At 70.4% G+C, this 25,907-nt stretch carries 21 protein-coding genes; 8 read left to right on the top strand and 13 right to left on the bottom strand.

Annotated elements, in window-relative coordinates; translation table 11 throughout:
- Position 1 precedes the first annotated feature (1 nt).
- Complete coding sequence (locus tag AC1DYN_RS06015) at positions 2 to 1,057, top strand: aminoglycoside phosphotransferase family protein (protein WP_477958207.1); 1,056 nt, start codon at positions 2 to 4, stop codon at positions 1,055 to 1,057.
- A gap of 3 nt (positions 1,058 to 1,060) precedes the next feature.
- Here the strand turns inward: AC1DYN_RS06015 and AC1DYN_RS06010 are convergent, their stop codons facing one another.
- Positions 1,061 to 1,993, bottom strand: a complete 933-nt coding sequence (locus AC1DYN_RS06010) for a LysR family transcriptional regulator (protein WP_477958206.1) — start codon at positions 1,991 to 1,993, stop codon at positions 1,061 to 1,063.
- 226 nt (positions 1,994 to 2,219) lie between these two features.
- On the opposite strand from AC1DYN_RS06010, the gene AC1DYN_RS06005 reads away from it, so the two are divergent.
- From AC1DYN_RS06005 to AC1DYN_RS05995, 3 genes are all read left to right on the top strand, one after another.
- On the top strand, positions 2,220 to 2,651 hold the full coding sequence (locus tag AC1DYN_RS06005; protein WP_477958205.1) for a DUF4148 domain-containing protein: 432 nt from the start codon (positions 2,220 to 2,222) through the stop codon (positions 2,649 to 2,651).
- 154 nt (positions 2,652 to 2,805) lie between these two features.
- Positions 2,806 to 4,743 carry an ABC transporter ATP-binding protein gene (locus AC1DYN_RS06000; protein ID WP_477958204.1) on the top strand — a complete coding sequence of 646 codons (1,938 nt, stop codon included), beginning with the start codon at positions 2,806 to 2,808 and terminating at the stop codon, positions 4,741 to 4,743.
- A 5-nt stretch (positions 4,744 to 4,748) separates the two neighbouring features.
- Positions 4,749 to 6,398, top strand: coding sequence for an NAD(P)/FAD-dependent oxidoreductase (locus AC1DYN_RS05995; RefSeq protein WP_477958203.1), 1,650 nt, complete (start codon positions 4,749 to 4,751; stop codon positions 6,396 to 6,398).
- Here AC1DYN_RS05995 and AC1DYN_RS05990 read toward each other — a convergent pair.
- The 7 genes from AC1DYN_RS05990 to AC1DYN_RS05960 form a co-directional block, all read right to left on the bottom strand.
- Entirely contained in the window at positions 6,388 to 7,704 is a 1,317-nt protein-coding gene (locus tag AC1DYN_RS05990) for an amidohydrolase (RefSeq protein ID WP_477958236.1), read from the bottom strand. The genes AC1DYN_RS05995 and AC1DYN_RS05990 overlap by 11 nt on opposite strands.
- A 98-nt stretch (positions 7,705 to 7,802) precedes the next feature.
- Positions 7,803 to 9,278 carry a M20 family metallopeptidase gene (locus AC1DYN_RS05985; protein WP_477958202.1) on the bottom strand — a complete coding sequence of 492 codons (1,476 nt, stop codon included), beginning with the start codon at positions 9,276 to 9,278 and terminating at the stop codon, positions 7,803 to 7,805.
- A 52-nt stretch (positions 9,279 to 9,330) separates the two neighbouring features.
- Positions 9,331 to 10,170, bottom strand: a complete 840-nt coding sequence (locus tag AC1DYN_RS05980) for an alpha/beta hydrolase (protein ID WP_477958201.1) — start codon at positions 10,168 to 10,170, stop codon at positions 9,331 to 9,333.
- A gap of 70 nt (positions 10,171 to 10,240) precedes the next feature.
- Complete coding sequence (locus tag AC1DYN_RS05975; protein ID WP_477958200.1) at positions 10,241 to 11,101, bottom strand: alpha/beta fold hydrolase; 861 nt, start codon at positions 11,099 to 11,101, stop codon at positions 10,241 to 10,243.
- A gap of 89 nt (positions 11,102 to 11,190) precedes the next feature.
- The gene (locus tag AC1DYN_RS05970) at positions 11,191 to 11,721 is read right to left on the bottom strand and encodes an SRPBCC family protein (RefSeq protein ID WP_477958199.1); all 531 of its coding nucleotides are present in this window, start codon (positions 11,719 to 11,721) and stop codon (positions 11,191 to 11,193) included.
- A 15-nt stretch (positions 11,722 to 11,736) separates the two neighbouring features.
- Complete coding sequence (locus tag AC1DYN_RS05965; protein WP_477958198.1) at positions 11,737 to 12,765, bottom strand: MBL fold metallo-hydrolase; 1,029 nt, start codon at positions 12,763 to 12,765, stop codon at positions 11,737 to 11,739.
- Positions 12,766 to 12,775: 10 nt separating this feature from the next.
- Positions 12,776 to 14,788: a ferritin-like domain-containing protein gene (locus AC1DYN_RS05960; protein ID WP_477958197.1), complete on the bottom strand. Its 2,013-nt coding sequence runs from the start codon at positions 14,786 to 14,788 to the stop codon at positions 12,776 to 12,778.
- A gap of 115 nt (positions 14,789 to 14,903) precedes the next feature.
- On the opposite strand from AC1DYN_RS05960, the gene AC1DYN_RS05955 reads away from it, so the two are divergent.
- Both AC1DYN_RS05955 and AC1DYN_RS05950 read left to right on the top strand, forming a co-directional pair.
- Positions 14,904 to 15,437: a DUF1993 domain-containing protein gene (locus AC1DYN_RS05955; RefSeq protein WP_477958196.1), complete on the top strand. Its 534-nt coding sequence runs from the start codon at positions 14,904 to 14,906 to the stop codon at positions 15,435 to 15,437.
- The gene (locus AC1DYN_RS05950; protein WP_477958195.1) at positions 15,434 to 15,805 is read left to right on the top strand and encodes a nuclear transport factor 2 family protein; all 372 of its coding nucleotides are present in this window, start codon (positions 15,434 to 15,436) and stop codon (positions 15,803 to 15,805) included. Before AC1DYN_RS05955 ends, AC1DYN_RS05950 begins: the two co-directional genes overlap by 4 nt.
- 122 nt (positions 15,806 to 15,927) lie before the next feature.
- Here the strand turns inward: AC1DYN_RS05950 and AC1DYN_RS05945 are convergent, their stop codons facing one another.
- The 3 genes from AC1DYN_RS05945 to AC1DYN_RS05935 are packed head-to-tail and all read right to left on the bottom strand — an operon-like array spanning position 15,928 to position 21,797.
- Complete coding sequence (locus tag AC1DYN_RS05945; protein WP_477958194.1) at positions 15,928 to 17,337, bottom strand: efflux transporter outer membrane subunit; 1,410 nt, start codon at positions 17,335 to 17,337, stop codon at positions 15,928 to 15,930.
- Complete coding sequence (locus AC1DYN_RS05940) at positions 17,330 to 20,512, bottom strand: efflux RND transporter permease subunit (RefSeq protein WP_477958193.1); 3,183 nt, start codon at positions 20,510 to 20,512, stop codon at positions 17,330 to 17,332. Before AC1DYN_RS05940 ends, AC1DYN_RS05945 begins: the two co-directional genes overlap by 8 nt.
- A 40-nt stretch (positions 20,513 to 20,552) precedes the next feature.
- A complete protein-coding gene (locus tag AC1DYN_RS05935) occupies positions 20,553 to 21,797 on the bottom strand; it encodes an efflux RND transporter periplasmic adaptor subunit (protein WP_477958192.1) in 1,245 nt (414 codons plus the stop codon).
- Positions 21,798 to 21,993: 196 nt separating this feature from the next.
- On the opposite strand from AC1DYN_RS05935, the gene AC1DYN_RS05930 reads away from it, so the two are divergent.
- Positions 21,994 to 22,707, top strand: a complete 714-nt coding sequence (locus AC1DYN_RS05930) for a TetR family transcriptional regulator (protein ID WP_477958191.1) — start codon at positions 21,994 to 21,996, stop codon at positions 22,705 to 22,707.
- Here the strand turns inward: AC1DYN_RS05930 and AC1DYN_RS05925 are convergent.
- The gene (locus AC1DYN_RS05925; protein ID WP_477958190.1) at positions 22,637 to 23,815 is read right to left on the bottom strand and encodes an MFS transporter; all 1,179 of its coding nucleotides are present in this window, start codon (positions 23,813 to 23,815) and stop codon (positions 22,637 to 22,639) included. The two genes, AC1DYN_RS05930 and AC1DYN_RS05925, sit on opposite strands and share 71 nt — an antisense overlap.
- Before the next feature lie 96 nt (positions 23,816 to 23,911).
- On the opposite strand from AC1DYN_RS05925, the gene AC1DYN_RS05920 reads away from it, so the two are divergent.
- The gene (locus AC1DYN_RS05920; RefSeq protein WP_477958189.1) at positions 23,912 to 24,676 is read left to right on the top strand and encodes a DeoR/GlpR family DNA-binding transcription regulator; all 765 of its coding nucleotides are present in this window, start codon (positions 23,912 to 23,914) and stop codon (positions 24,674 to 24,676) included.
- A 33-nt stretch (positions 24,677 to 24,709) separates the two neighbouring features.
- On the opposite strand, the gene AC1DYN_RS05915 is transcribed toward AC1DYN_RS05920, so the two are convergent.
- Complete coding sequence (locus tag AC1DYN_RS05915; RefSeq protein WP_477958188.1) at positions 24,710 to 25,672, bottom strand: MBL fold metallo-hydrolase; 963 nt, start codon at positions 25,670 to 25,672, stop codon at positions 24,710 to 24,712.
- Between the last annotated feature and the right edge of the window lie 235 nt (positions 25,673 to 25,907).

Raw genomic sequence — 25,907 nt, 5'->3', positions numbered from 1 at the left:
CATGTCCTTGCCACCCGACTCGCCAGCCCCTGCGGTTTCCTGGCCCGACGAAGCTCGTCGCGTCGCCTTCGACCGCTGGCTGCAGCAATTGGTGCGTCGCGGCATCCACGCGAGCGGGGCCCGCCCGGCCAGCAACGATGCGAGCTTCCGCCGCTACCTGCGGGTCGACACCGAGGCCGGCACGCGCATCGTGATGGACGCGCCGCCCGACAAGGAAGACTGCCAGCCCTTCGTCAAGGTCGCCGCGCTGCTGCGCGCCGCCGGGCTGAACGCGCCCGAGGTGCTCGACTGGGAGGTGCAGGACGGCTTCATGCTGCTGTCCGACCTGGGCGACCACACCTACCTGTCGCAGCTGAACCAGGACACGGCGCAGGCGCTGTACCAGGATGCCACCCATGCGCTGGTGCGGCTGCAGGGCATCGAGGCGGCCTCGCGCGTGCCGGCCTATGACCGCGCGCTGCTGCTGCGCGAGATGCAGCTGTTCCCCGACTGGTACGTGCAGCACGCCGGCCAGGTGCTGACGGCCGACGAGCAGGTGCAGCTGGCCGATTGCTTCGAGCGCATCGTGCGCAACAACCTGGCGCAGCCGATGGTGCTGGTGCACCGCGACTACCACTCGCGCAACCTGATGGTGTGCCCGGCCGCGGGCGCCGCGACCAACCCCGGCATCCTCGACTTCCAGGACGCCGTGTGGGGCCCGATCACCTACGACATGGCCAGCCTGCTGCGCGACGCCTACATCGAGCTGGAAGAGGACGTGCAGATCGACCACGCGGTGCGCTACTGGGAGCGCGCGCGCAAGGCCGGCCTGCCGGTGCACGACGACTTCGGCGAGTTCTGGCGCGACCTCGAATGGATGGGCCTGCAGCGCCACCTGAAGATCCTCGGCATCTTCGCGCGGCTGTACCACCGCGACGGCAAGGACGGCTACCTGAAGAACCTGCCGCTGGTGTGGCGCTATGCGCACCGCACCGCGAGCCGCTACAACGGGCTGGGCGCGCTGGCGCGCCTGCTGGAGCGGCTGGTCGGCGAGACGCGCCAGGACGTCTTCCGCTGACCCTCAGCGCGTCTGGCACCCCGCCGCCGCGAGCCACGGATCGGTATCCCCACCTCCGAAGGTTTCCAGCAGGAAGTCGATGAACGCCCGCGTGCGCGCCGGCACGTGCTTGCGCGTCGGCATGGCCGCGTAGATCGTCGTCGTCAGCAGGTGCCAGCGCGGCAACACGCGCTCGAGCGCATGCTCCATCAGCGCGTCCTCGACCACGAACGACGGCAGCCCCGCGATGCCCATGCCGGCCAGCGCCGCCGCGTACATCGTGTCGATGTGCGTCGTGCCCAGCGCCGGGCGGCCCGGTGTCAGCGTGTACGACTCGCCGGCCGGCTCGTCGTCGCCCCACACGCCTTCGTGGAAGGTCAGCTCGCGCAGGAAGGTCGGCACCATCGCCTCGTGACCCGCCAGCTCCGACGGGTGCACCGGGCGCCCGCGGCGGTTCAGGTACTCGGGCGAGGCGCAGGTGATGACTTCGGAGCGCGCCAGGCGCCGCGCGACGAAATCGCCATCCAGCGGTCGCTCGCCGACCGACAGGATGCTGATGTCGAAGTTCTCGTCCACCGCCTCCACCGGCCCCGGGCACGACAGCTCGATCGTCACCTTCGGGAACAGCGTGCGGAATTTCGGCAGGTGCTTGGCGATCTGGTGCACCGCGAAGGCCGGCGGCGCCAGCACGCGCAGGTGGCCGCGCGGTTCCGACGTCGCCGCGCTGGCCAGCGCCTCGGCCTCTTCGACCTCGGTCAGGATCTGCTGCACGCGCTCGAGGTACAGCTCGCCGGTGTCGGTGAGCGCGAGGCGCCGCGTCGTGCGGTTGATCAAGCGGGCGCCCAGGTGCTCTTCGAGGTCGGCCACCAGCCGCGTGACCACCGCCGGCGAGAGGTTGAGCCGCCGCGCCGCCGACGCGAAGCTGCCCTCCTCGATCACCCGGGAAAACACCCGCATGGAATGCAGACGATCCATTCTTTCGCCCTCATTGTTTCTGTTTTGACAATGCGGCATTGAAGCACGTGCCGTTTATTGATTCAAGCGCAATGTCTACAGTTCACCCCATCGATGAGCCCAACGCAACAGTGACTCACCGAGGCTGGACAAGACGGCTGAAACACGAACCCCGAAGCCGCCCTGCCTGGAAACGTCAACAACCTGTTTTGAACTGAAGGAATTCATCATGAGCACCAAGAACCTTGCCGCTGTCGCCACCGTTGCCCTGGCCCTGGCCGGCGCTTCCGTCACCGCTTTCGCTGCCGACAATGGCGGCCTCACCCGCGAACAAGTGCGTGCCGAACTGGCCCGTGCCCGGGCTTCCGGCGAGCTGCTGCCGAATTCGGAAAGCTACGGCTACAACAACGCGGCGGTCACGCTGCCCCAAGCCAAGGCCGCTGTGGCCGACAACGGCAAGAGCCGCGCTGACGTGCGTGCCGAACTGGCCCGCGCCCGTGCCGACGGCACGCTGGTCCCGAACTCGGAAAGCTACGGCTACACCGCGCCGGTGACGACCGCCAGCACCCGCACCCGCGCCGAAGTGCGTGCGGAAGCGATCGAAGCCGCCAAGTCGCACAAGACCGACGCCAGCTACGGCGCCGTGTCGACCGGCTACTGATCGCCGGCATGCGCTGAACGCGCATCGGTTGTGGGATACGAGAAGCCGCCTCCGGGCGGCTTTTTCGTGGGCCATTGCGGCGACAATGCGGCATCCCCCCACCTCCCACGCGGCGCACGCCACAAGCCTGCGCCGCCTTGCGTTTGGCGCCGCCATGCTGTCAGCCTTCTTCCTGCAACGCATCCGCCCGACCGCCGTGCCGCACGGCGAGCCGCCCGCCGGCCTGCTGGCGTTCTACTGGCACTTCATCCGCCAGACGAAGCCGCTGTACGCCGCGATGTTCGCCACCGGCCTGTGCGTGGCGCTGATCGACACGCTGGTGCCGGTGTTCATCGGCAAGCTGGTCACGCTGATGCAGGCGGCCGATCGCGCCGCCGCGTTCAGCGCCGCGGCGCCGGTGCTGCTGGGCATGGCCGCGCTGGTGCTGTTCGGCCGGCCGCTCGCGATGATCCTCGACGCCACGGTGCGCAACGTCGCCGTGATCCCCGGCGTCACCAGCCTGATCCGCTGGCAGAGCCACTGGCACGTGGTGCGCCAGAGCTGGCCGTTCTTCCAGAACGATTTCGCCGGCCGCATCGCCAACCGCGTGATGCAGACCAGCAATGCGCTGCGCGAGAGCGTCGTCAGCTCGATCCGCGCCATCTGGTACATCGTCATCTACGGCCTCACCGCGCTCGCGCTGATGGCCAGCGCCGACTGGCGCCTCGCGCTGCCGACCGTGTTCTGGTTCGCGGGCTACGTCGTCTTCCTGCGCCACTTCGTGCCGCGCATGCGCGACCTGGCGCGCGCCAGTTCCGAGCTGCGCTCGGCGGTGATGGGCCGGGTGGTCGACAGCTACACCAACATCCTGACCGTCAAGCTGTTCGCCCGCGCGCGCGACGAGGATGCCTACGTGCGCGAGACGCTCGACGAGCACACGCTCGCGATCGCCGCCCACATGAGGCTGACGACGCAGTTCATGGCCACGCTGTCGATCATGAACGCGCTGTTCCTGGTCAGCACTGCCACCATCGGCGTGCTGCTGTGGGCCCATGGGCAGATCGCCGCCGGCCTGGTGGCCACGGCCTTGCCGCTGGCCTGGCAGATCGCCAGCGTCGCCGGCTGGGTCAGCTGGGAGGTGACCGGCATCTTCGAGAACGTCGGCGTCGTGCAGGAAGGCATGGAGACCATCGCCGTGCCGCACACGCTGGTCGACCAGCCCGGTGCGCGCGAGCTGGTGGTGCCGCGGGGCGAGATCCGCTTCGAGCACCTCACGTTCACCTACGGCCGCAGCGACGGCAAGCGCGTGCTCGACGACCTGAACCTGGCGGTGAAGCCGGGCGAGCGCGTCGGCGTGGTCGGCCGCTCGGGCGCCGGCAAGTCGACGCTCGTGAACCTGCTGCTGCGCTTCCACGAGGTCGAGCAGGGCAGCATCCGCATCGACGGGCAGGACATCGGGCAGGTGACGCAGGAAAGCCTGCGCGCGGCGATCGGCCTCGTGACGCAGGACACCTCGCTGCTGCACCGCTCGATCGCGTCCAACATCGCCTATGGCCGGCCGGGCGCGACGGCGCAGCAGGTCGAGGCGGCGGCGCGCAAGGCGCAGGCACACGGCTTCATCCTCGAGCTGCAGGACTGGACCGGCCGCACCGGCTACGACGCGCACGTGGGCGAGCGCGGCGTCAAGCTCAGCGGCGGCCAGCGCCAGCGCATCGCGATCGCGCGCGTGGTGCTGAAGGACGCACCCATCCTGGTGCTGGACGAGGCCACGTCGGCCCTCGACAGCGAGGTCGAGCTCGCGATCCAGGACCAGTTGCTGAACCTGATGGAAGGCAAGACGGTGATCGCGATCGCGCACCGGCTGTCGACCATCGCGCGCATGGACCGCCTGATCGTGCTCGACGAGGGCCGCATCGTCGAGCAGGGCACGCACGACGAGCTGCTGCGGCTGGACGGCCACTACGCGATGCTGTGGAAGCACCAGTCGGGCGGGTTCCTGCCGCACGACCAGCCGCTTCCCGCGGACCCGGGCGAGGCCGACGAGGCCGTGATCGACGACGCGCCCGTGGACGAGCTGCGCTCGGCCCAGCAGCCCGAGCCCGCGGGACAATAGCGCCCATGTTGCGAATCACCGAACTGCGCCTGCCGCTGGACCATGCCGCCGACGCCCTGCGCCCGGCCGTGCTGCAGCGCCTCGGGCTGGCCGAGGGCGCGCTGAAGGGCTTCACCGTCTTCAAGCGCAGCTACGACGCGCGCAAGAAATCGGCCATCGTGCTGATCTACACCCTCGACTGCGAACTCGCCGATGCGGCCGGCGAGGCCGCGGTGCTGCAGCGCTTCGCGGCCGACCCGCACGTCAAGCCGTCGCCCGACACCGCGTACAAGTTCATCGGCCACGCGCCGGCCGATTTCCACGCGGCGCAGCGCCTGCGCCCGCTGGTGGTCGGCTTCGGGCCCTGCGGCCTGTTCGCCGCGCTGATCCTGGCGCAGATGGGGCTGCGCCCGATCGTGCTGGAGCGCGGCAAGGAGGTGCGCCAGCGCACCAAGGACACCTGGGGCCTGTGGCGCCAGAAGGTGCTGAACCCGGAGTCGAACGTGCAGTTCGGCGAGGGCGGAGCCGGCACCTTCTCCGACGGCAAGCTGTGGAGCCAGATCAGCGACCCGCGCCACCTGACGCGCAAGGTGCTGACCGAGTTCGTCAAGGCCGGCGCGCCGGAGGAGATCCTGTTCGTCAGCAAGCCGCACATCGGCACCTTCCGGCTGGTCAGCATGATCGAGAAGATGCGGGCCGAGATCGACTCGCTCGGCGGCGAGATCCGCTTCGAGCAGCGCGTCACCGACGTGCTGATCGAGGGCGGGCAGGTCCGCGGCGTGACCCTTGCGTCCGGCGAACAGCTGCGCGCCGACCACGTGGTGCTCGCGCTCGGCCACAGCGCGCGCGACACCTTCGAGATGCTGCACCGGCGCGGCGTGTACATGGAGGCCAAGCCGTTCTCGGTGGGGTTCCGCATCGAGCACCCGCAGTCCCTCATCGACCGTGCGCGCTTCGGGCCGAATGCCGGCAACCCGATCCTCGGCGCGGCCGACTACAAGCTGGTGCACCACGCGGCCAACGGCCGCTCGGTGTACAGCTTCTGCATGTGCCCGGGCGGCACGGTGGTCGCGGCCACCTCCGAGGTGGGGCGCGTGGTCACCAACGGCATGAGCCAGTACTCGCGCAACGAGCGCAACGCGAACGCCGGCATCGTGGTCGGCATTGCGCCGAAGGACTATGCGGCCGACCCGAACGCGGCCGGGCCGGTCGATCCGCTCGACGGCATCGCGTTCCAGCGCCGGCTCGAGTCGCGCGCCTACGAGCTGGGCGGCAGCAGCTACGAGGCGCCGGGGCAGCTGGTCGGCGACTTCGTCAAGGGCCAGCGCTCCACCGAATTCGGCAGCGTGCTGCCGTCGTACAAGCCGGGCGTGCTGCTGGGCGACCTGCACCCGAGCCTGCCCGACTACGCGATCCAGGCGCTGCGCGAGGCGCTGCCGGCCTTCGAGCGGCAGATCAAGGGCTTCTCGATGCCGGATGCGGTGCTGACCGGCGTCGAGACGCGCACCTCGTCGCCGCTGCGCATCACGCGCGGCAAGGATTTCCAGAGCCTGAATGTCAAGGGCTTGTACCCGGCGGGCGAAGGCGCGGGCTATGCCGGCGGAATCATGTCGGCCGGTGTCGACGGGATCGAGGTGGCCGAGGCGCTGGGCGCAGCGCTGCTGGCTACGGGCTGACGAGGTAGTCGAGCGCCAGCGTCGCGAGCGCCTTCACGCCCAAGGGCAAGGCCGCCTCGTCGAAATCGAAATCCGGCGCATGGTTCGGCGGCGCGTTCTGCGGCGTCTTGCCGGGCGGCGTCGCGCCGAGGATGAAGAACAGCCCCGGCACCTGCTTCTGGTATTCCGAGAAATCCTCCGACGCGCTGATCTTCGGCAGCTCGACCACGCGGTTGCCGCTCGCGCGCTGCAGCGACGGCAGCATGCGCGCCGTCAGTGCCGCCGGGTTGTCGGTGACCGCATAGGTGGTGGGGCCGAAGCTGACGCTCGCGTGCGCCCCGCTCGCGGCGGCGATCGATCCGGCGGTGGTCACGATGCGGCGCTTCGCGTCCTCGCGCATGTCCTCGTCGAAGCTGCGCAGCGTGCCGCGCATCTCGACCAGGTCGGGCAGCACGTTCTCGCGGTTGCCGCCATGGATCGACGAGATGCTCAGCACGGCCGGTTCGTGGCTGATGTTGAGCTGGCGGCTCACGATGGTCTGCAGGCCGGTGATGATCTGCGCCGACACGACGATCGGGTCGACCCCCGCCCACGGCGCGCCGCCGTGCGTGCCGCGCCCCTGCACCGTGATGCGCAGCGAATCGGCGCCGGCCAGCATCGGCCCGCTGCGGTAGCCCAGCATGCCGGAGGCGAGATTGGGCGAGATGTGCAGCCCGAACACCGCGTCCACCGCCGGCTTGCGCAGCACGCCTTCCTCGATCATCGCGCGCGCCCCCCAGCTGTCGGCCGCGGTCGCCGGCAGGTCGGCCAGCCCTTCCTCGGCCGGCTGGAAGATGAACTTGACCGTACCCGGGATCTGCGCGCGCAGGCCGGCCAGCAGCTCGGCGACACCCATCAGGATGGCGGTGTGCCCATCGTGGCCGCAGGCATGCATCACCGCGCTGTCGCGGCCCTGGAAGCGGCCTGTGGCTTGCGACGCGAACGGCAGGTTCGTCGCCTCGGCCAGCGGCAAGGCGTCCATGTCGGCGCGCAGCGCCACCACCTTGTCGCCGGGCAGCCCGCCGCGCAGCAGGCCGACCACGCCGAGGCCGCCGACGCCGGCCTGCACCTCCAGGCCCAGGCGGCGCAGGTGCTCGGCCACCAGCCGGGCGGTGCGCACTTCCTGGCCGGACAGTTCGGGGTGCTGGTGGATGTCGCGGCGCCAGGCGATGACGCGCGGCGCCAGCGCGGCGATGCGGGCATCCAGGGCGGGGGCGGCGATGCCTTGGGGTTGGGCAAGGGCGGTGCCGGCGAACAGGATGCAGGCCAGGAACAGCCCGTCGACCACCCGCGAGCCGCAGGCCCCGGTTCGCTGCCACCAGGGCTTCGACAGGCTCAGCCCGAACGGTTTGCTGGAGACCGCCGTGTTCGCTGGCACCGCCAGTCTCAGGGACAAGCCGCCATCACCTGCGCCACCGCCGCCGTCAGCTTCTTGCCGTACGGAACGTGCAGGAACTCGTTCGGCCCGTGCGCGTTGCTCTTCGGCCCCAGCACGCCGCAGACCATCATCTGGGCCTTCGGGAAGCCCTGCTGCAGCAGGCTCATCAGCGGGATGGTCCCGCCCTGGCCGACGTAGCCGCAGGGCGCGCCGTAGTGCGCCTGCGACGCGCTGTTCAGGGCCTCCTCCAGCCACGGCGCCAGGCTGGGCGCGTTCCAGCCGGTGGCGCCCTGCGCGCCGGCGCGGCCATCGGCCCCGAAGGTCACCTTCGCGTTGTAGGGCGCGTTGTCCTCCAGCAGCGTCTTCAGCCGCACCGCCGCCTCGTTTCCGTCGACCAGCGGCGGCAGGCGCAGGCTCAGCTTGAACGCGGTGTACGGGCGCAGCACGTTGCCGGCGTTCTTCAGCTCGGGGAAGCCGTCGGCGCCGGTGACGCTGAGCGTGGGCTTCCAGGTGCGGTTGATCAAGGCCTCGGTCGGGTCGGTGGTGGTCGGCAGCGACGGGCCGCCGTCGGCGCCGCAGGCCCACGGAAAGCGTTTCCAGACCTCGTCGCCGAGGATTTGCGCGGTGGCCTTGGCCTGCGCCAGCCGGTCGCCGGGGATCTCGCAGTGGAAGCTCTCCGGCAGCAGCCGGCCGGTCTTGCTGTCTTCCAGCCGGTCCAGCACCTGGCGCAGGATGCGGAAGCTCGACGGCACCAGCCCGCTCGAATCGCCGGAGTGCACGCCTTCGGTCAGGATCTCGACCTTCAGCACGCCGCTGACCATGCCGCGCAGGCTGGTCGTCAGCCACAGCTGGTCGTAGTTGCCGGCGCCGCTGTCCAGGCACACCACCAGGCTCACGTTGCCCATGCGCGGGCGCAGCACGTCCAGGTAGGCCGGCAGATCGAACGAGCCGCTTTCCTCGCAGCTCTCGATGATGCCGACGCAGCGCGGGCGCGGGATGCCCTGCTTGTCGAGCGCCATGATGGCGGTCAGCGATGCGTAGACCGCATAGCCGTCGTCGGCGCCGCCGCGGCCGTAGAGCAGGCCGTTCTCGTACTTCGGCGTCCACGGCCCGAGGTCGTTGCGCCAGCCGTTGAACTCGGGCTGCTTGTCGAGGTGGCCGTACAGGCAGATGGTGTCGGTGCTTCCCGCTTTCGTGGCCGGCACCTCGAAGAAGATCACCGGCGTGCGGCCCTCGAGGCGGATCACCTCCAGCTTCAGGCCGGCGACCTTCTTGCTCTCGACCCAGGTGGCGGCGTCGCGGATCACGCGCTCGATGTAGCCGTTCTCCTGCCAATCGGCGTCGAACATCGGGCTCTTGGCCGGGATCGCGATGTAGTCGGTCAGCGCGGGGACGATCTCTTCGTCCCAGGTGCGGCTGGCGAAGGCGGCGAGGGCGGTGGCCTCGTCGGGTTGCAGCGGGAGGTTGGGGTCGCGAGCGTTCATGCCTGTTCTCCTGGGCGGGATGTCCCTTGTGAGGAACAGGGAGTGTAGACAATCAATGCGGCGGCGAAGCGAAGCGGCCCAGCCCGGCCTGCAGCCCGGCGAACACGCCGATCTGTTCGGGCTCGTTGAAGATCTCGTGGAACAGCGGCCCGAACTCGTGCGCCGTCACGAGCTTCTTCGGCGCCTCGGCCGCGAAGGCGCGGCTGCCGGCGGGCGCGACGCAGCGGTCGCTGCCGGCGTAGAGCAGCAGCGTCGGCACGGTCCAGGTGGCCGCGTGCCGGCGCACCCACTGGCCGGCGTCGACGATGAAGCGCACCATGCGTGGCGTGACGCGGTCGTGCACCAGCGGATCGGCGACGTAGGCGGCGACCACCGCCGTGTCGCGCGAGATCCAGGCCGGCTTCAGCCCGTTGTGCACCGCCAGCCCCGGCGCGAGCGGGCCCAGCACGGCCAGCAGCAGCTTCTGCGCGGCGTTCATGCCGGGGTCGAGCGCCGGCGACGACATCGCCAGGCCGTCGACCGGGCGCGACCACGGTGCGCTTGCATCGCCGGCGAAGCGCGCGGCCACCAGCCCGCCCAGGCTGTGCCCGAGCAGCACCAGCGGGCCGCGGTGGGCGGTGCGGGCGGCGTCCACGACGCGCGCCAGGTCGTCCAGCAGGTCGTGCGGGGTGTGCAGCGCGCCGTGCGGGCCTTCGCTGAGGCCATGGCCGCGCTGGTCGTAGGCCAGCACGTGCCAGCCCCAGTGGTTCAGGTGCGCGATCACGTGGGCGTAGCGGCCCAGGTGCTCGCCCAGGCCGTGCACCAGCACGACGACGCCGTGCGCCGCCGTGCCGGCCGGGTGGTGCGAGAGGTGCAGCTTCAGGCCATCGGCCGTGCTCAACGAGGTGTCCATGGCCGGCGAGTGTGTCACGACAACCCGCCGTCCGACGAGCCTGTCATAAGGCCCCGGGGAGCGGCCCGGCTCAGGCCGCTTCAGGCTGCAGGTCGAGCCTCGACGCGGCCACCGGGTCGAGGTGCGTCGCCATCCAGCGCACCACCGTCGTCCCATGCGTCATCGGTCCCAGGTGCCCGGCCCCGGGCAGCTCGCAGCGCTGCATCTGCGGCAGCGCCTGGGCCAGCAGGTCGGCGATGCGCTGCGCCGGCGCGCGCGTGCGCTGGCCCTGGATCAGCAGCGTCGGCATCGACAGGCGCGCCAGCACCTGCGGCCCCCAGGTGGCGCAGAACAAGGCCTCGAAGTGATGCGGTACCACCGGCATGCGCGACGCGATCGCCGCCTGGCGCGCTTCGCTCAGGCCGTCCCAGGCCGCACTGCCGCCCCAGTAGCCGGTGAAGGCGCGCGCGGCGGCCAGTACGTCGCCCTGCCGCAGCAGCGCGGCGACCTGCGAGGCGATCGCGCGCACCTCGTCGAGCGACGGGTCCTGCGGCGCCATGCGGCGGATGATGCCGACCGCGACCGGCTCGTACAGCGTCAGCGAACGCACCCACTGCGGGTTGCGCAGCGCGATCTGCATCGCCACCGCCGCGCCATACGAATGGCCGACCAGGTGGATGCCGCGCCGCACCAGCCCCCAGGCCGGCTGCACCAGCTGGTTCACCGCGTTGGCATCGACGTGCAGCGTGTTCAGCGACGCCGACGGCCAGGCCGGGCTGCGGCCATGGCCGTGCAGGTCGGGCGCCACCACCTGCCAGCGCGCGCTCAGCGCATCGGCCAGGCCGTTCCATTGCGCATGCGTGCCGGTCGACGAATGCAGGCACAGGACGACCGGGCCGTCGCCCTGCGTGCGGGCGATCAGGCGACCGGGAAGGGGGTGGTGCGCTTTCATGACGACTCCAGCGGATGGGAGCCGCCAGCATGCGCAGCCGGCGTATCAGCCTCGTGTCGCCGGCCCGGCCGATTGCTTCATTGGTTGCGTCAGCCGCTCTCGGTCACGGCCTTCAGGTTCGCGAGGCCGACCTCGAAATCCTTGCCGACCAGCCGGTCCATGCTGATGACCAGCCCCACAAGCTTCGAGATGAACGGCGCCGGCCCGGACATCGCCCAATGCACCAGCGTTGCGTCGCCCTGCGGCTGCAGCGTGAATTCGGCCGTGTTGTGGGCTTCGAAGGGCCTCAGGAAGTCGAGCTTGAACCCGAGCTTCGACGGCGCGCTGCTGTGCGTGATCTCCATGCGGCCGTGGCCGACCTTCGAGTTGCCCTGCCATTCGTAGACGGCGCCGGTGCCGCGTGCCTTGCCGCTGTGCGTGCGCGTCATGTCCGGGTCGAGCGCCTCCCACGGCGACCACTCGGGCCAGTGGTGGAAGTCGTCGAGCAGCGCAAAGATGCGCTCCGGCGGGGCCTTGATCGGCAGCGAACGTTCGACGCGGAAGATGTCGGGGCGCGTGCTCGCGAACAGCAGCACCGCGCCGACCAACACCAGGACAACGAGGAGCAGGGTCATCCACATGGCGGGTCTCCGGGGTCAGCCGCCGGCCGGTGCGGCGCGGCGGCGAGGGGGGAATTGTCGCGTCTCGCCGATCGCGAGCACGAAGAATTCCGGTTCCGGCAGGCCCTGCAGGCGGCGCTGCTCGACGAGTGCGCGCGGCGGTTCGTCGAGCGCCTCGTCGGACAGCTGGAAGGTGCCCCAGTGCACGCCCAGCGAGCGCTTGGCGCGCAGGTCGCGGTGGATGCGGATCGCCTCTTCGACGTTGACGTGCTGCGGCGCCATGAACCAGCGCGGCTCGTAGGCGCCGATCGGCAGCAGCGCGATGTCGAAGCCGCCGCCGTTCGCCGCCGACTGGCGCTCGGCGAAACGCGCCTGGATGTCGGCGAAGTCGCGCGAGTACGCGGTGTCGCCGGCGTAGAACAGGTGGCAGTCGGGGGCGAACACCGCGAAGCCGCCCCACAGGGTCTTCATGCGGTCGCTCAGGCCGCGGCCCGACCAGTGCTGGGCCGGCACCAGCGTCACGTCGACCGGGCCGGCCGGCGCCTGCAGCGTGTGCGACTCCCACCAGTTCAGCTCGATCGCGTGGGCGATGCCGCGCCCGGCCAGCCAGGCCTTGACGCCGAGCGGCACGATGAAGAGCGGCGGGCCGCCCGGCTGCCGCTGCAGCGCGTCGACCGAGGCGCTGTCGAGGTGGTCGTAGTGGTTGTGCGAGGCCAGCACCAGGTCGATGTGCGGCAGGTCGGCCAGCGCGACGCCGGGCGGCAGGTGCCGCTTCGGGCCGACGAAGGACAGCGGCGATGCGCGCTCGGAGAAGATCGGGTCGGTGAGAACGTTGAGCCCGCCCAGCTGCGCCAGCACCGTCGCGTGGCCGATCCAGGTGACGCCGGGCTGCATCGCGGCGCCGGCGCGTGCGTTGGCCTGCAGCGCGGCGAGATCGGGTGCGACGCACGGGATCGGATCGCGCGGCGGCTGCGGCACGCCGCTGCGGTGGGCGGCCCAGCGCCAGCGCAGCACGTCGGCCAGGCTCTTCGGTTCGAACGCGAGGTAGTTGTTCTGGAAGCTCATCCGGCGTGCCCTACACGCCGTCGGCGACGAAGCCGACCACCGCATGCGAGTTGTCGCAGAACGGCTTGTTTTGCGACTGGCCGCAGCGGCACAGGCGCGCGCTGGTGAGCCGGTCGACGGTGCGGCCGGTGCCGGCGCACAGCTCGAGGTTGCCGCTGACCTCGAGCGGGCCGTTGCGCAGCGGATCGACGCGCAACGTGCCATGGCGCACGGCCAGCGGCTGCGACTCGCGCGTCGGCGGCTCGCCGGTCGCCTTGAAGCCGGCGGCGTTGTGCGAGCCGTCGCAGTAGGGCTTGTTGGCCGACTGGCCGCAGCGGCACAGCGTGGCGCGGAACGAGGAGCCGCCGTTCGGCGCGGTGGCCGACAGCGCCAGTTCGGCGTGGAAGGCGATCGGCCCGTTCTCGCGCAGCCGGGCGACGTTGACGCGCGGCGGTGCCTCGGCCGGGCCACCGTCCAGGCGCTCGTAGGTGACCGCGCCCGACGGGCAGCTGTGCGCGACGATCGCGATGCGTTCCGGCGTCGCCTGGTCGGGGTACAGCCAGTCGCCGGGCGTGTTGGCGAGGAACACCGCGGGCTCGCCGAGCACGCAGTGGCGCGCGTGGATGCAGCGCTGGGTGTCGAAGCGCAGCAGCACGTCGCGGCCGCGAGCCTCGTCGGGCGGCTTCGGCCGGCTGGCCACCAGCGCCACGGGTGCGGCCATTGGCGCGGGTGGCTCGGGTGGTCCGGCAAATGGGGCCAGCGTCGACGGCTTGTGCCCGAGGGCCGGCCAGCGCTTGGCGTGCTCGGCCGACCAGTGGTCGGAGAAGCGTCGCAGCGAGTGCGCGTGGCGTGCCAGCGAGGGCAGTGCGCCGGGTTGGGCGGCGAGCGCGGCCAGGCGGTCGGCGACGCAGCCGCAGCGCTCGGCGAGCACCAGCGTCGCGGTCTCGGCCGACAGGTAGGCCAGCACGGTGCGCGATGCGGTGAAGGTCATGCCGGCGTGGACGCCGGGGTGCTTGTCGCTGGCCGGCAGCGTGGCCAGTGCGCTGCCGATGTCGCCCATCATGTGCATCATCGCGAGCGTCTGGTCGGCCATCTCGCGGCGTCGCGCGGTGGCCTCTTCGGAGCGCGGCGGCACGTCGGACATGGCGGTCAGCAGGCGCAGCATCAGCTCGTAGCAGACGTTGGCGGCGTCCAGCAGGCTCGCGGCCGGCTCGGCGGTGACGTGGATGCGCAGGCCGGCGACCACCGGGTCGCGCATCACCGGGTGGCGTGCGGCGGGGCGGGCCGGCTCGAAGCCCGGGCGGCGCGCCTTCAGGCCCTGCCACTCGCTGCGGATGGCGCAGAAGCGCGCGTAGTGCGAGCCGGCTTTCTCGGAGCGGGAGCCTTCGCCCTGGTGCACGATGAAGTCGATGGCCTGCTGCGCCTCGGCCAGCGTGCCGATGGTGATCAGGCCGGGCAGCCGGAAGTCCTGCAGCGACAGCTGGGCAGCGCGCGGGCCGATGAACAGGGTGGCCTCGCCACCGTGTTCCACGAGGCGCCCGCAGCTCTCGCGGATCGATTCGTACAGCTCGCCGACGGTGGTGTAGTCGTCGGGCAGCATCGACAGCCGGCCGGCGACGGCATGGCGGCGGTAGCTGGTCTTTTCGTAGTGCGCGCCATCGCGCTCGGCCACGTCGATCGGCCGTTCGAGGTAGACGAAGTGGTCGAGCGTGGCTTCGTCGAAGGGTGCGAGCTCGACCGCGATGTCGGCCGGGAACAGGCCGGGCGCGATCGGGAAGTTGAAGCGCCGGTAGTGCGGGCGTGCGCCGATGGCGATGGCCAGGTTGTTGGCGAGCGACAGGTGCAGCATCTCGTCGGTGGCGATCGCGATGATCTCGCGGCGCCAGCGCTGCACGGCGGCCAGTTCGTCGGGTTCCAGTCCTTCGTCGGCCTGCTGCTTCAGCGAGAAAGCGGCATACAGGTAGGTGCACATCAGGCAATGCTCGATCTCGGCCGCTTCGGCGAGCATGCCCACGAGCTGGGCGCGGTGGGAGGCGGGGGTCATGGCGCGAGCATGCCGGGGTGGGCGGTGGGATGCAAGAGGCCTGGGCGCAATGGCGTGTTAGCGTCTCGCCGATGATGAAACGCAGCCTGCAGGCGGGTACCGAAGGTGTCGCGTCATGAGCGTGGCAACGCGAGACGCCTGTGTTCCCGTGTTCCTTCGCTACCTGGGGCGCCTGCGTGCGCTGCTCGATGCTGCCGAGGCGCATGCGTCGTCGCGGGGCTGGCCGGCATCGCAACTGCTGGGGGCGCGGCTGGCGGACGACATGAATCCCTTCGCGACGCAGGTCGTCATCACCGCGAACTTCGCGTTGCGCGCGTGCTTTCCGCTGGCGGGGCAGGCGATTCCGCCGGACGAACGGGTGGGAGCCGGCTTCGATGGCTTGCGCGCCCGGATCGACCGCGTGTGCGAGCTGCTGAATGCGCTGGCGCCCGAACTGTTCGAAGGTGCGCAGGCCCGGGTGCTGCAGAGCCAGGCTGGCGAGGCCCTGGTGTCCTTGCCGGCGCCCGAGTTCCTGTTGCAGTACGCGTTCCCGAATTTCTTCTTCCACCTGTCGATGGTGTACGCCATCCTGCGCAGCCGCGGCGTCGTGATCGGCAAGGCGGATTTCGACGGGTTCCACGCCTATCCAACGACAGCGAGCCGCTCATGACCGATCGTGTGTCCGCTGACGACATCCGCGACCTGGAGCGTTCGCGCCTGCGGGCGTTGGTCGAGCGCGACATGCCACTCGCTTGGCAGCTTCACGCACCGGACTTCCAGCTCGTCACGCCGGCCGGCCGTGTGTTCACGCGCGAGCAGTATCTCGGCAAGGTCGAGGAGGGCGTCCTGCGCTACCTGCGCTGGGAGCCTGGCCCCATCGACGTGCGGCTGGGCCAGGACAGCGCCGTGATCCGCTACCAGGCGACGCTGGAGTTCGAAGCCGGCATGCCATTCCAGTGCTGGCACATCGATTCGTACGAGCGCATCGATGGTCGTTGGCAGGTCGTGTGGTCGCAGGCCACCGCGATCAAGCCGTAGCCCGGATGCCAATCCGGGATGTTCGCAGGAAGCTGCTGTGTCGGCGAAGGCGCGCCCCACCCTCCCCACACGCGCCTTCGCTCGCGCCAGCGCCGAAACCCCGGATTGGCATCCGGGCTACATCAATTCGTCGATGCCGCGGGTTCCTTCCACCCACCACCCAGCGTCTTGTACAGCGTCACCAGGTTTTGCGCCTGCGCCGCCTGCACCTGCACCACCGCCTGCTGCGCGGCGAACAGCGAGCGCTGCGCGTCCAGCACGTCCAGGTAGCTGGCCGCGCCGTTGCGGTAGCGCAGGTCGGCCAGCCGGTAGCGTGCCTGCTCGGCATCCGCCTGCGCGCGCTGCGCCCGCGCCTGCTCGCCCAGCGTCGCGCGACCGGCCAGCGAATCCGAAACCTCGCGGAACGCCGTCTGGATCGCCTTCTCGTACTGCGCCACCGCGATCTCGCGCCCGGCCTTCGCGCTCTCGAGGTTGGCCTGGTTGCGCCCCGCATCGAACAGCGGCAGCGAGGCCTGCGGCTGGAAGCTCCAGCCGAACGACCCGCTCTTGAACAGCCCTGACAGCTCGGTGCTCACCGAGCCGACCAGCCCGGTCAGCGTGATGCGCGGGAAGAAGGCCGCACGCGCCGCGCCGATGTTGGCATTGGCCGCGATCAGCTGCTGCTCGGCCGCGCGCAGGTCGGGCCGGCGGTTCAGCAGGTCCGACGGCAACCCGGCCGGCACCTCGGGCAGCACCTGGTCGGCCACCAGCGACACGCCCGGCGGCAGGTCGTCCGGGATCGATTGGCCCAGCAGCAGCACCAGCGCGTTCTCGTCCAGCGTGCGCTGGCGCGTCTGCTGCGCAAGCGCCACGCGCGCCGCCTCGAGCAGCGATTCGGCCTGGCGCAGGTCGAGCTCGGAGCTGGCGCCGTTGTCGAACTTCAGCCGCGTCAGCTTCTGCGAATCCTCGCGCGTCTTCAGCGTCTGCTTCGTCACCTCCAGCAGCTCGTCGTCGGCCAGCAGCGTGAAATAGCCGTTCGCCACCGCCGCGATCAGGCTGATCTGCACCGCCTTGCGCGTCTCCTCGGTGGCCAGGTACTGTGCCACCGCCACCTGGCTCAGGCTGCGCACGCGGCCGAACAGGTCGAGTTCGTAGGCCGTGACCGCCAGCCCCGCGCTGTAGGTGCTGCTGATGCTGTCGTTGCCGGTCGTCACGCGCTGGCCGTTGGCCGCCGCGGCCACCGTCGGCCACTCGTCGGCGCGCTTGATCTGGTACTGCGCCCGCGCCTGCTCGATGTTCAGCACCGCGATGCGCAGGTCGCGGTTGTTCTTCAGCGCCAGGTCGATCAGGCGCTTCAGCCGCTCGTCGGCGAAGTAGCTCTGCCACTCGATGTCGCTTGCCTTCGGGCCGGGGCGCGGCGTCGTCGCCTCGCCGGCGAAGGAGCCGGCCACCGGCGCCGGCGGGCGCTCGTAGGTCGGGATCATCGTGCAGCCGGCGGCGAGCAGCGTGCTCGCCAGCAGGGCCGCACCGCGCAGGGTCCGGGATTCACTCATGGGAACCATCCTTCGGCGCAGCCGCTGCCGCAGGGGCCGGCTTGCCGTCGAGTTCGTGGGCGTACATGCGGCGCTGCCGCTCGCTGCCCTTGAAGATGCGTCGCACGACGACGAAGAACACCGGCACGAAGAACACCGCCAGCAGCGTCGCGGTGAACATGCCGCCCATCACGCCGGTGCCGATCGCGCGCTGGCTGGCCGAGCCCGCGCCCGAGGCCACCACCAGCGGCAGCACGCCCAGGATGAAGGCCATCGAGGTCATCAGGATCGGCCGGAAGCGCAGGTGCGCCGCCTCGAGCACCGCCTCGACGATGCCCTTGCCCTGCGCATGCAGGTCTTTCGCGAACTCGATGATCAGCACCGCGTTCTTCGCGCTCAGCCCGATCACCGTGATCAGGCCGACCTTGAAGTAGATGTCGTTCGACAGCCCGCGGAAGGTGGCGGCCAGCACCACGCCCAGCACGCCGAGCGGCACCACCAGGATCACCGACAGCGGGATCGACCAGCTCTCGTACAGCGCCGCCAGGCACAGGAACACCGCCAGCAGCGAGAAACCGAGCAGGATGAACGCGGTCGAGCCCGACAGCTTTTCCTCGCGCGACTGGCCGGTCCATTCGAACGCGAAGCCCGGCGGCAACTGGCCCGCGAGCCGCTCCATCTCGTCCATCGCCTCGCCGGTGCTGCGCCCGGGCGCGGCATCGCCGGCCAGGCGCATCGTCGGGTAGCCGTTGTAGCGGATGGTCTGCACCGGGCCGCTGACCCAGCGCGTGGTCGCGAACGCCGACAGCGGCACCGGCTGGCCCTTGCCGTTCAGTGCGTTCAGCCGCAGCAGGTCTTCGGGCTGCATGCGCGCCGGCGCATCGGCCTGAACCACCACGCGCTGCAGGCGACCGGCGTTCGGGAAGTCGTTGATGTAGGCCGAGCCGAGCGCGGTCGAGATGGTCGCGTTGATCGAATCGAAGCCGACGCCCAGCGCGTTCGCCTTGTCGCGGTCGATGTCGATCTGCAGCTGCGACGCGTCTTCCAGGCCGTCCGGGCGCACGCCCGCGACGATCTTGCTCTGCGCCGCCATCCCGAGCAGCTGGTTGCGCGCTGCCAGCAGCGCCGCGTGGCCGTTGCCGCCGCGGTCCTGCAGCCGGAACGCGAAGCCCGAGGCGGTGCCCAACTCGGGGATCGGCGGCGGGCTGAGCGGGAAGATGAACGCATCGCGCACGCCCATCAGCGCGCCGAACGCGCGGCCCGCCACGTCCTGGGCCGCATGGCCGTGGCCCTTGCGCTCGTCCCAGTCTTTCAGCGTGACGAACGCGAGGCCGGCGTTCTGGCCCTGGCCCGAGAAGCTGAAGCCCAGCACGCCGACCATGCTCTGCACCTCGGGCTGCTTCAGGATGAAGCCCTCGACCTGCTGCATCACCTCGACCGTTCGGTTCACGGTGGCGCCCGGGGGCAGCTGCACGTTGACGATCAGGTAGCCCTGGTCCTCGGCCGGCAGGAACGAACTGGGCAGGCGCGAGAAGAACCAGCCCACCGCCGCGATGATCGCCACGTAGACGATCAGGTAGCGGCCGGCGCGCTTCAGGATGCGCGCGACCCAGCCTTCGTAGCCCTTCGCGGTGCGCGAGAAGCCGCGGTTGAACCAGCCGAAGAAGCCGGTCTTCTCGTGGTGGTGGCCGGCCTCGACCGGCTGCAGCAGCGTGGCGCACAAGGCCGGCGTCAGCGACAGCGCCAGGAAGGCCGACAGCCCGATCGACGCCACCATCACCGCCGAGAACTGGCGGTAGATGTTGCCCACCGAGCCGCTGAAGAACGCGAGCGGCACGAACACCGAGATCAGCACCACCGTCACGCCGATGATGGCGCCCGAGATCTGGCCCATCGCCTTGCGCGTGGCCTCGCGCGGCGACAGCCCCTCCTCGCTCATGATGCGCTCGACGTTCTCGACCACGACGATCGCATCGTCCACCACGATGCCGATCACCAGCACCATGCCGAACATCGTCAGCACGTTGATCGAGAAACCCAGGCCGAGCAGCGCGCCGAAGGTGCCCAGCAGCGCGATCGGCACCACCAGCGTCGGGATCACGGTGTAGCGCCAGTTCTGCAGGAACAGGTACATCACGACGAACACCAGCGCGACGGCCTCGAGCAGCGTCTCCACCACCTGCGAGATCGAGATCTTGACGAAGCGCGAGCTGTCGTAGGGCACGCTGTACTTGACACCCTGCGGGAAGTAGCGCGCCAGCTCGTCCAGGCGCTTGCGGATCGCGGTGGCGGTGGCCAGCGCATTGCCGCTCGGCGACAGCTGCACGCCGATGCCGGTCGACGGCTTGCCGTTCAGGCGCGCCGAGGTGGCATAGGTCTGGGCGCCGAGCTCGATGCGTGCAACATCCTTCAGGCGCACCGTCGAGCCGTCGGCGTTCGCGCGCAGCACGATGTTGCCGAACTGCTCGACGTTGGTCAGCTGGCCGTTGACGACGACGGTCGCGAAGATGGCCTGGCCGGGCAGGTTCGGCAGGTCGCCGATGGTGCCCGACGAGACCTGCGCGTTCTGCGCGCGGATCGCGTTCGCGACGTCGCTGGCCGACAGGTTGAAGCCGACCAGCCTGGCCGGGTCGATCCAGACGCGCATCGCGCGCTCGGTGCCGAACAGCTGCGCCTGGCCGACGCCGGGGATGCGCTGGATCTCGGGCAGCACGGTGCGCGAGGCGTAGTCCCCGAGCGCGATCGGGTCGAAGGCCGGGTTGTCGGAGGACAGGATCGTGAACAGCAGGAAGTTCGAGCGCGCCTTGTCGACGCGCACGCCCTGCTGCGTCACGGCGGCCGGCAGGCGCGGTGCGGCGCGGCTCAGGCGGTTCTGCACGTCGACCTGGGCCAGGTCGGGGTTGGTGCCGGGCTCGAAGCTGATGGTGATCGAGCCGGTGCCGTTGGCCTGGCTGACCGATTCCATGTAGATCAACCCGGGCGAGCCGTTCAGCTCCTGCTCGATGACGCTGATCACGCTGTCTTCCAGCGTCTGCGCCGAGGCCCCGGGGTAGGTGGCCGACACGACGATGGAGGGCGGTGCGACCGGCGGGTACTGCGAGACGGGCAGCTGCGTGACCGCCACGCTGCCCAGCACGATGATGAACAGCGCGATCACCCACGCGAAGATGGGGCGATCGATGAAGAACTTGGCCATGGAGGAAGGCTCGCTGGTTCTGTCGGGGGAGGTCCTGGCGTCAGCTGCCGGACGCGGCGGAGGCGGGTGCGGATGCGGCCTTCGCGGCGGCATGCGGCTGCCACGGCACCGGCTTCACCGGACCGGGGCCGCGCAGCTTCTGGAAGCCGTCGACCATCACCTGCTCGCCGGGCTTCAGGCCCTCGAGCACGACCCACTGGCCGCCCTGCGCGGCCGAACCCAGCTTGACCGGGCGCGGCGCGATCTTGCCGTCGGCGCCCACCACCGTGACGCTGTCGCCCTGGTTGCTGCGCGTGACGGCCTGCTGCGGCAACGTGATCGCGTCGTCCAGCTGGGCCTGCTCGATGCGCACGCGCACGTACATGCCGGGCAGCAGCAGGCCGTCGGCGTTCGGCAGCTCGGCACGCAGCGTCACCTGGCCCGAGCTCGGGTCGACCGTCAGGTCGGTGAACAGCAGCTTGCCGGTCTTGTCGTATTCGGTGCCGTCTTCGAGCACCACGCGCACCGCGGCGGCCTCGGTGCCGGCGCGCTTGAGCTTGCCGGCCTCGAGCGCCTTGCGCAGCTTCAGCACCTCGGTGGTCGACTGCGTGAAGTTCACGTACATCGGGTTGATCTGCTGCACCACGGCCAGCTGGGTCGCCTCGCCCTGGCCGACCAGCGCGCCTTCGGTGACCAGTGCGCGGCCGATGCGGCCCGAGATCGGCGCGGTGACCGCGGCATAGCCGAGGTTGATCTGCGCGGTCTGCAGCGCGGCGCGGCCGGCGGCCACGTCGGCCTCGGCGGTCTTCTGCGCCGCGACGGCGTTCACGAAGTCCTGCTTGCTGATCGCGTTGGCTTCCATCAGCGGCTTGTAGCGCTCGGCCTGCGCCGTGGCCTGCACCAGGTTGGCCTGCGCGCGGGCCAGCGAGGCCTGGGCGCTCTGCTGGCTGGCGACGTAGGGCGCCGAGTCGATCTGGAACAGCGCCTGGCCCTGCTTCACGTCGCTGCCTTCGCGGAACAGCCGCTTCTGCAGGATGCCGGCGGCGCGCGCGCGCACCTGCGCGACGCGCGAGGCCTCGAGCCGGCCCGGCAGCTCGGTGACGAGGCCGACCTCGCGCGGCGCCACCGTCACGACCCCCACCTCGGGCGGCGGCGGGGCACCCGCTCCGCCTGCGGCACCGCCACCGGGCGCGCCGGCTCCGTCCTTGGCCCCACAGGCCACCAGCATCACGATCGCCACTGCCACCGGCAGCGCCTTGAACACAACAGCAGCACTTTCCGCCGCGACGCTTTTCAACGCAGACATGCAAATCCCTTCCGGATGCTGCGCCCGCCGCGGGCGCCTGGAGAACTGGTGGGGCACCGGCAATTCGCGGACCCGGGCGCGAAACCCGGATGGACTTGCCAGCATTGCGGGTTAGTATACATACACGACTGAATGTAAACGTCCCTTTACCTACACGGTAGCCGGCCCGCGCTTGCGGCGCACTGACCGGCTGCCTATGACCGAAGGAGTCGCCACCGCGATGGCGCGCCGAACGAAAGAAGAGGCCCAGGCCACCCGCAGCCACATCCTGGACACCGCCGAGCTGGTGTTCCAGGAGCGTGGGGTGTCGCGCACTTCGCTCAACGACATCGCGCTCGCGGCCGGCCTGACCCGGGGCGCCATCTACTGGCACTTCAAGGACAAGGCGGACCTCTTCAACGCGATGCTGCTGCGCGTGACCCTGCCGATGGAGCAGATGGTGCACGCGAGTGACGACCCGCAGTTGGACGCGCCAGTGGATCACATTCTGGAAAGCTTTGTCGATGCCCTTCGCAAGACGGTGCACGACCCGCAGGTGCGGCGGGTGTTCTTCATCGCGACCCACAAGGTCGAGTACGTCGACGAGCTGCACAAGGTGTGGGAGCGCCACCTGCAGGTGCACGACGAGATGCTGGTGCACGTCGAGAGCGCGCTGAAGCGCGCGGTGCAGCGCGGGCAGATCGCGCTGCGCGCACCGGGCCGCACGGTCGCGCTGGGCCTGCATGCGCTGACCGACGGGCTGATCCGCAGCTGGCTGCTGGCGCCCGAGTCGTTCGACCTGGTGAAGGTGGGGCGGCAGGTGTTCGAGGGCTACCTGGCCGGCATGGCGCCGCCGCCCGTCAGGCCCGCGCCGGATGCGCCTGCAGCGAAGGCGCCGGCTCGTCGAGGTGCTGGGCCAGCGTCGCGATGACGGCCGCCAGCCCGGCCAGCACCAGCAGCGCGAAGCGCAGGCTGGTCAGCTGGGCCAGCCAGCCGATCAGCGGCGGGCCGAGCAGGAAGCCGCCGTAGCCGAGCGTGGCCATCGCGGCAATGCCGTGGCCGGCGCCGCGCTTCGAGCGCCGGGCGGCGGCGCCGAACACCAGCGGAGCCACCGTCGCGACGCCGAGGCCGACGCTCACGAAGGCCACCATGGTCCAGCCGGTGTGCTGCGTCCACAGGGCCGCGGCCAGCACCAGCGCCGCCACCGCGTTGCCGATGCGCAGCAGCGTCGACGGGCGCCACAGCGTCGTCAGCCGGTCGCCGGCCAGGCGCAGGCCCATCATCGCGAAGGCGAACGCGGCATAGCCGAAGGCGCCGAGCGCCGCGGTGCGGCCAAGGCCGTCCTTCACATACACCGCGCTCCAGTCGGCCATGCCGCCTTCGATCAGGAAGGCGCAGAACACGATCGCGCCCAGGCCCAGCATGCCCGGCTCGGGCATCGCGAAGTGGGGGCCCGGCTCGGCCGGTTTCGGCGGCGTGGCCGGCAGCCAGCGCCGTGCACCCAGCAGGATCAGCGCCAGCACGACCGCGACGGCACCGAGGTGCACGCCGGGCGCGATGCCGTGGTGCGCCATCGTGCCGCCGAGCGTCGCGCCGCACAGGCCGCCGGCGCTCCACAGCCCGTGCAGCCCGGACATGATGGGCTTGCCGCGGCGCGCCTCGACCTCGACCGCCAGCGCGTTCATCGCGACGTCCATCGCGCCGTTGGCGGCGCCGAACAGGAACAGCGTGAACGCGAGCGCCGGCAGCGAGCCCACCAGCACCGGCTGCGGCAGCAGGAAGCAGTAGATGAAGCCGGTGGCCAGCGTCAGCGTGCGCGCGCCGAGCTGGCCGATGCCGCGGCCGGCGAGCTGGAACGACAGCAGCGCGCCGCCCCCCATTGCCAGCAGCGCCATGCCGAGCTGGCCCTCGCTCAGCGTGAGCGCGTCGCGCACCGCCGGGATGCGCGAAACCCAGCTCGCGAAGCCGGCGCCGTTGGCGAAGAACACGGCCGCCATCGCGACGTGTTCGGCCCGCGAGGCGGGCGTGGGGGTGGACATGGGTTGCTCCAAGGGGATGCTCGGTCAAGCGAAATCGATCAATTTCGAGCATATTAGAGCATTCAATGGGGCCAGGCAAGCTACACTTTCGCCACCATGGTTCGCAAAACCCCCGCTCCCCCTTGGTTCGGCGAAGAACGCCGGGCCCGGACGCTGAAGCTGTTGCAGGAGAAAGGCCGGGTCGAGGTGCTCGACCTTGCTCGGATGATGGGCGTTTCCGAGCACACGATCCGCCGCGACCTGCTCGATCTGCAGGCCCAGGGGGCCTTGCACAAGACGCATGGCGGGGCGGTGTCGCTGGACACGGCGCGGCTGGATTTCGCCGGGCGCGCCGGGGTGATGGCCGATGCGAAGCAGGCGATCGGGCGGGCCGGCGCGGCACTCATCGAGCCGGGGCAGACGGTGATCATCGATGCTGGGTCGACGTCATTGAGCCTGGCGCGCGAGCTGAAGGCGCGGCCGCTGACGGTGATCACGAATGCGCTCGATGTCGCGGCGCTGTTCGACCGCGAGCCGGGTGTGCAGCTGGTGTTGACCGGCGGCACCTGGCATCCGCAGGCGCGTGCGCTGTGGGGGCCGGCGGCGCGCGAGATGCTGCTGCAGTGCCGGGCCGACTGGGCGGTGCCGGGCGCATGCTCGGTCGACCTGGCGATGGGCGTCACCGTCACCGACGAGGCCGATGCGGCGACCAAGCGCGCGATGATCGGCGCCGCGGCGCGCACGATGGTGCTGGCCGATCACTCGAAGCAGAGCAACGTGTCGCCGTTCGCGGTCGCGCAGTGGCGCGACGTGCACACGCTGGTCAGCGACCGAGCCTGGCCCGAGGTGGAATCCCTCGGCGTCCAGGTGGTCGTCACGTAACCCGGATGCGAATCCGGGATTCGTCGCTCGAACTCAGCGAATCTGCTGGTAGTCCACCGGCACCCACACATACCCGCGCCCTTCGGCCCGGATGTGCCCGATCCCCGGGAACGGCAGGTGCGCGGCAGCCACGAGGTAGCCTTCCTTCGCGGCTTCCGCATACGCCTTCTTGCGCTGGATTGCGGCCGACTTCGAGTCGGTGTCGAACGAGATCGTGATCTGCGGCTGCGGGAACTGCACTGCCGCCACGTGCATCAGGTCGCCCCACAGCACCAGCTTGCGCCCCTTGGATTCGACCGCGTAGATCGAATGGCCGGGCGTGTGGCCGCGCGCGGCGATGGCGCGCACGCCGGGCACCAGGTCGGTCTCGCCGTCGAAGGCCTTGAACTTGCCGGCGCTGACGTACGGGTTCAGCGATGCTTGTGCGCCCTGGAAGAAGCCCTTCATCGCCTCCGGGGCCTTGTCGAGGTTCTCCTTGCTGAGCCAGAAGTCGGCATCGTGCTGGTCGGCGCGCACGATGGCGTTGGGGAACACCAGCTTGCCGTCGGCCGCGAGGCCGCCGACGTGGTCGCCGTGCATGTGGGTGATGTAGATCTCGTCGACCTGCTCGGGCTGGTAGCCGGAGGCCTTCAGGTTGGCGACCAGGTTGCCCACCGTCGGGCCGAACAGGTTGCCGGCGCCGGTGTCCACCAGCACCAGCTTGCTGCCGGTGTTGATCAGGTAGCCGTCGACCGAGGTCGGCACGACGTCCTTCTGGAAGCCCTTGTCGAGCAGCTTGCCGACGTCCTTCTGCGTCGTGTTGGTCAGCAGCTGCTTGGGCTGCAGGTCGATGGTGCCGTCGAACAGCGCGGTCACCTCGATGTCGCCCAGCATCATGCGGTAGAAGCCGGGCGCCTGCGTCTTGACTTGCGGGGCGCCGGCCTGGGCAGCCGTCGCCAGGACCAGCGCGCCGGTGAGGGCGGCAGCGCCGTTGCGAATCCAGGACGTGAATGTCATTCGAATTTCTCCTCGGGTGCGGAATTGCGGGCGCAAGCATAGGGGTGGGGTGCAATCCCCACAGAAGAGAGGGTCGCGGTGATGGCGCGCGCGAAGGCGCGGGCAAAGGCGCGGGCGGGCAGGCTGGGGCGCGCCGGATGGGGCGGTCTTCGACTTCCCTGCGCTGACTGCTTTCAAGGCCCGTCGCCGAAACTCCCGCCGCTCGCTGCGCTCGCTGTGGTCAAACAGTCGGCGA

The organism is Rhizobacter sp. P2_D12, from assembly GCF_056404395.1.
The sequence above is the reverse complement of the archived record's forward strand: the minus strand, read 5'-3'. Positions and strand labels throughout refer to the sequence as shown.

Coding starts and splice junctions, on each gene's coding strand:
- AC1DYN_RS05950 (WP_477958195.1), top strand. CDS start 15,434: ATGACCGATCGTGTGTCCGCTGACGACATCCGCGACCTGGAGCGTTCG.
- AC1DYN_RS05915 (WP_477958188.1), bottom strand. CDS start 25,672: ATGACATTCACGTCCTGGATTCGCAACGGCGCTGCCGCCCTCACCGGC.
- AC1DYN_RS05975 (WP_477958200.1), bottom strand. CDS start 11,101: ATGAAAGCGCACCACCCCCTTCCCGGTCGCCTGATCGCCCGCACGCAG.
- AC1DYN_RS05940 (WP_477958193.1), bottom strand. CDS start 20,512: ATGGCCAAGTTCTTCATCGATCGCCCCATCTTCGCGTGGGTGATCGCG.
- AC1DYN_RS05965 (WP_477958198.1), bottom strand. CDS start 12,765: ATGAGCTTCCAGAACAACTACCTCGCGTTCGAACCGAAGAGCCTGGCC.
- AC1DYN_RS05970 (WP_477958199.1), bottom strand. CDS start 11,721: ATGTGGATGACCCTGCTCCTCGTTGTCCTGGTGTTGGTCGGCGCGGTG.
- AC1DYN_RS05920 (WP_477958189.1), top strand. CDS start 23,912: ATGGTTCGCAAAACCCCCGCTCCCCCTTGGTTCGGCGAAGAACGCCGG.
- AC1DYN_RS05955 (WP_477958196.1), top strand. CDS start 14,904: ATGAGCGTGGCAACGCGAGACGCCTGTGTTCCCGTGTTCCTTCGCTAC.
- AC1DYN_RS06010 (WP_477958206.1), bottom strand. CDS start 1,993: ATGCGGGTGTTTTCCCGGGTGATCGAGGAGGGCAGCTTCGCGTCGGCG.
- AC1DYN_RS05935 (WP_477958192.1), bottom strand. CDS start 21,797: ATGTCTGCGTTGAAAAGCGTCGCGGCGGAAAGTGCTGCTGTTGTGTTC.
- AC1DYN_RS05930 (WP_477958191.1), top strand. CDS start 21,994: ATGACCGAAGGAGTCGCCACCGCGATGGCGCGCCGAACGAAAGAAGAG.
- AC1DYN_RS05960 (WP_477958197.1), bottom strand. CDS start 14,788: ATGACCCCCGCCTCCCACCGCGCCCAGCTCGTGGGCATGCTCGCCGAA.
- AC1DYN_RS05925 (WP_477958190.1), bottom strand. CDS start 23,815: ATGTCCACCCCCACGCCCGCCTCGCGGGCCGAACACGTCGCGATGGCG.
- AC1DYN_RS06015 (WP_477958207.1), top strand. CDS start 2: ATGTCCTTGCCACCCGACTCGCCAGCCCCTGCGGTTTCCTGGCCCGAC.
- AC1DYN_RS05985 (WP_477958202.1), bottom strand. CDS start 9,278: ATGAACGCTCGCGACCCCAACCTCCCGCTGCAACCCGACGAGGCCACC.
- AC1DYN_RS05945 (WP_477958194.1), bottom strand. CDS start 17,337: ATGAGTGAATCCCGGACCCTGCGCGGTGCGGCCCTGCTGGCGAGCACG.
- AC1DYN_RS06005 (WP_477958205.1), top strand. CDS start 2,220: ATGAGCACCAAGAACCTTGCCGCTGTCGCCACCGTTGCCCTGGCCCTG.
- AC1DYN_RS05980 (WP_477958201.1), bottom strand. CDS start 10,170: ATGGACACCTCGTTGAGCACGGCCGATGGCCTGAAGCTGCACCTCTCG.
- AC1DYN_RS06000 (WP_477958204.1), top strand. CDS start 2,806: ATGCTGTCAGCCTTCTTCCTGCAACGCATCCGCCCGACCGCCGTGCCG.
- AC1DYN_RS05995 (WP_477958203.1), top strand. CDS start 4,749: ATGTTGCGAATCACCGAACTGCGCCTGCCGCTGGACCATGCCGCCGAC.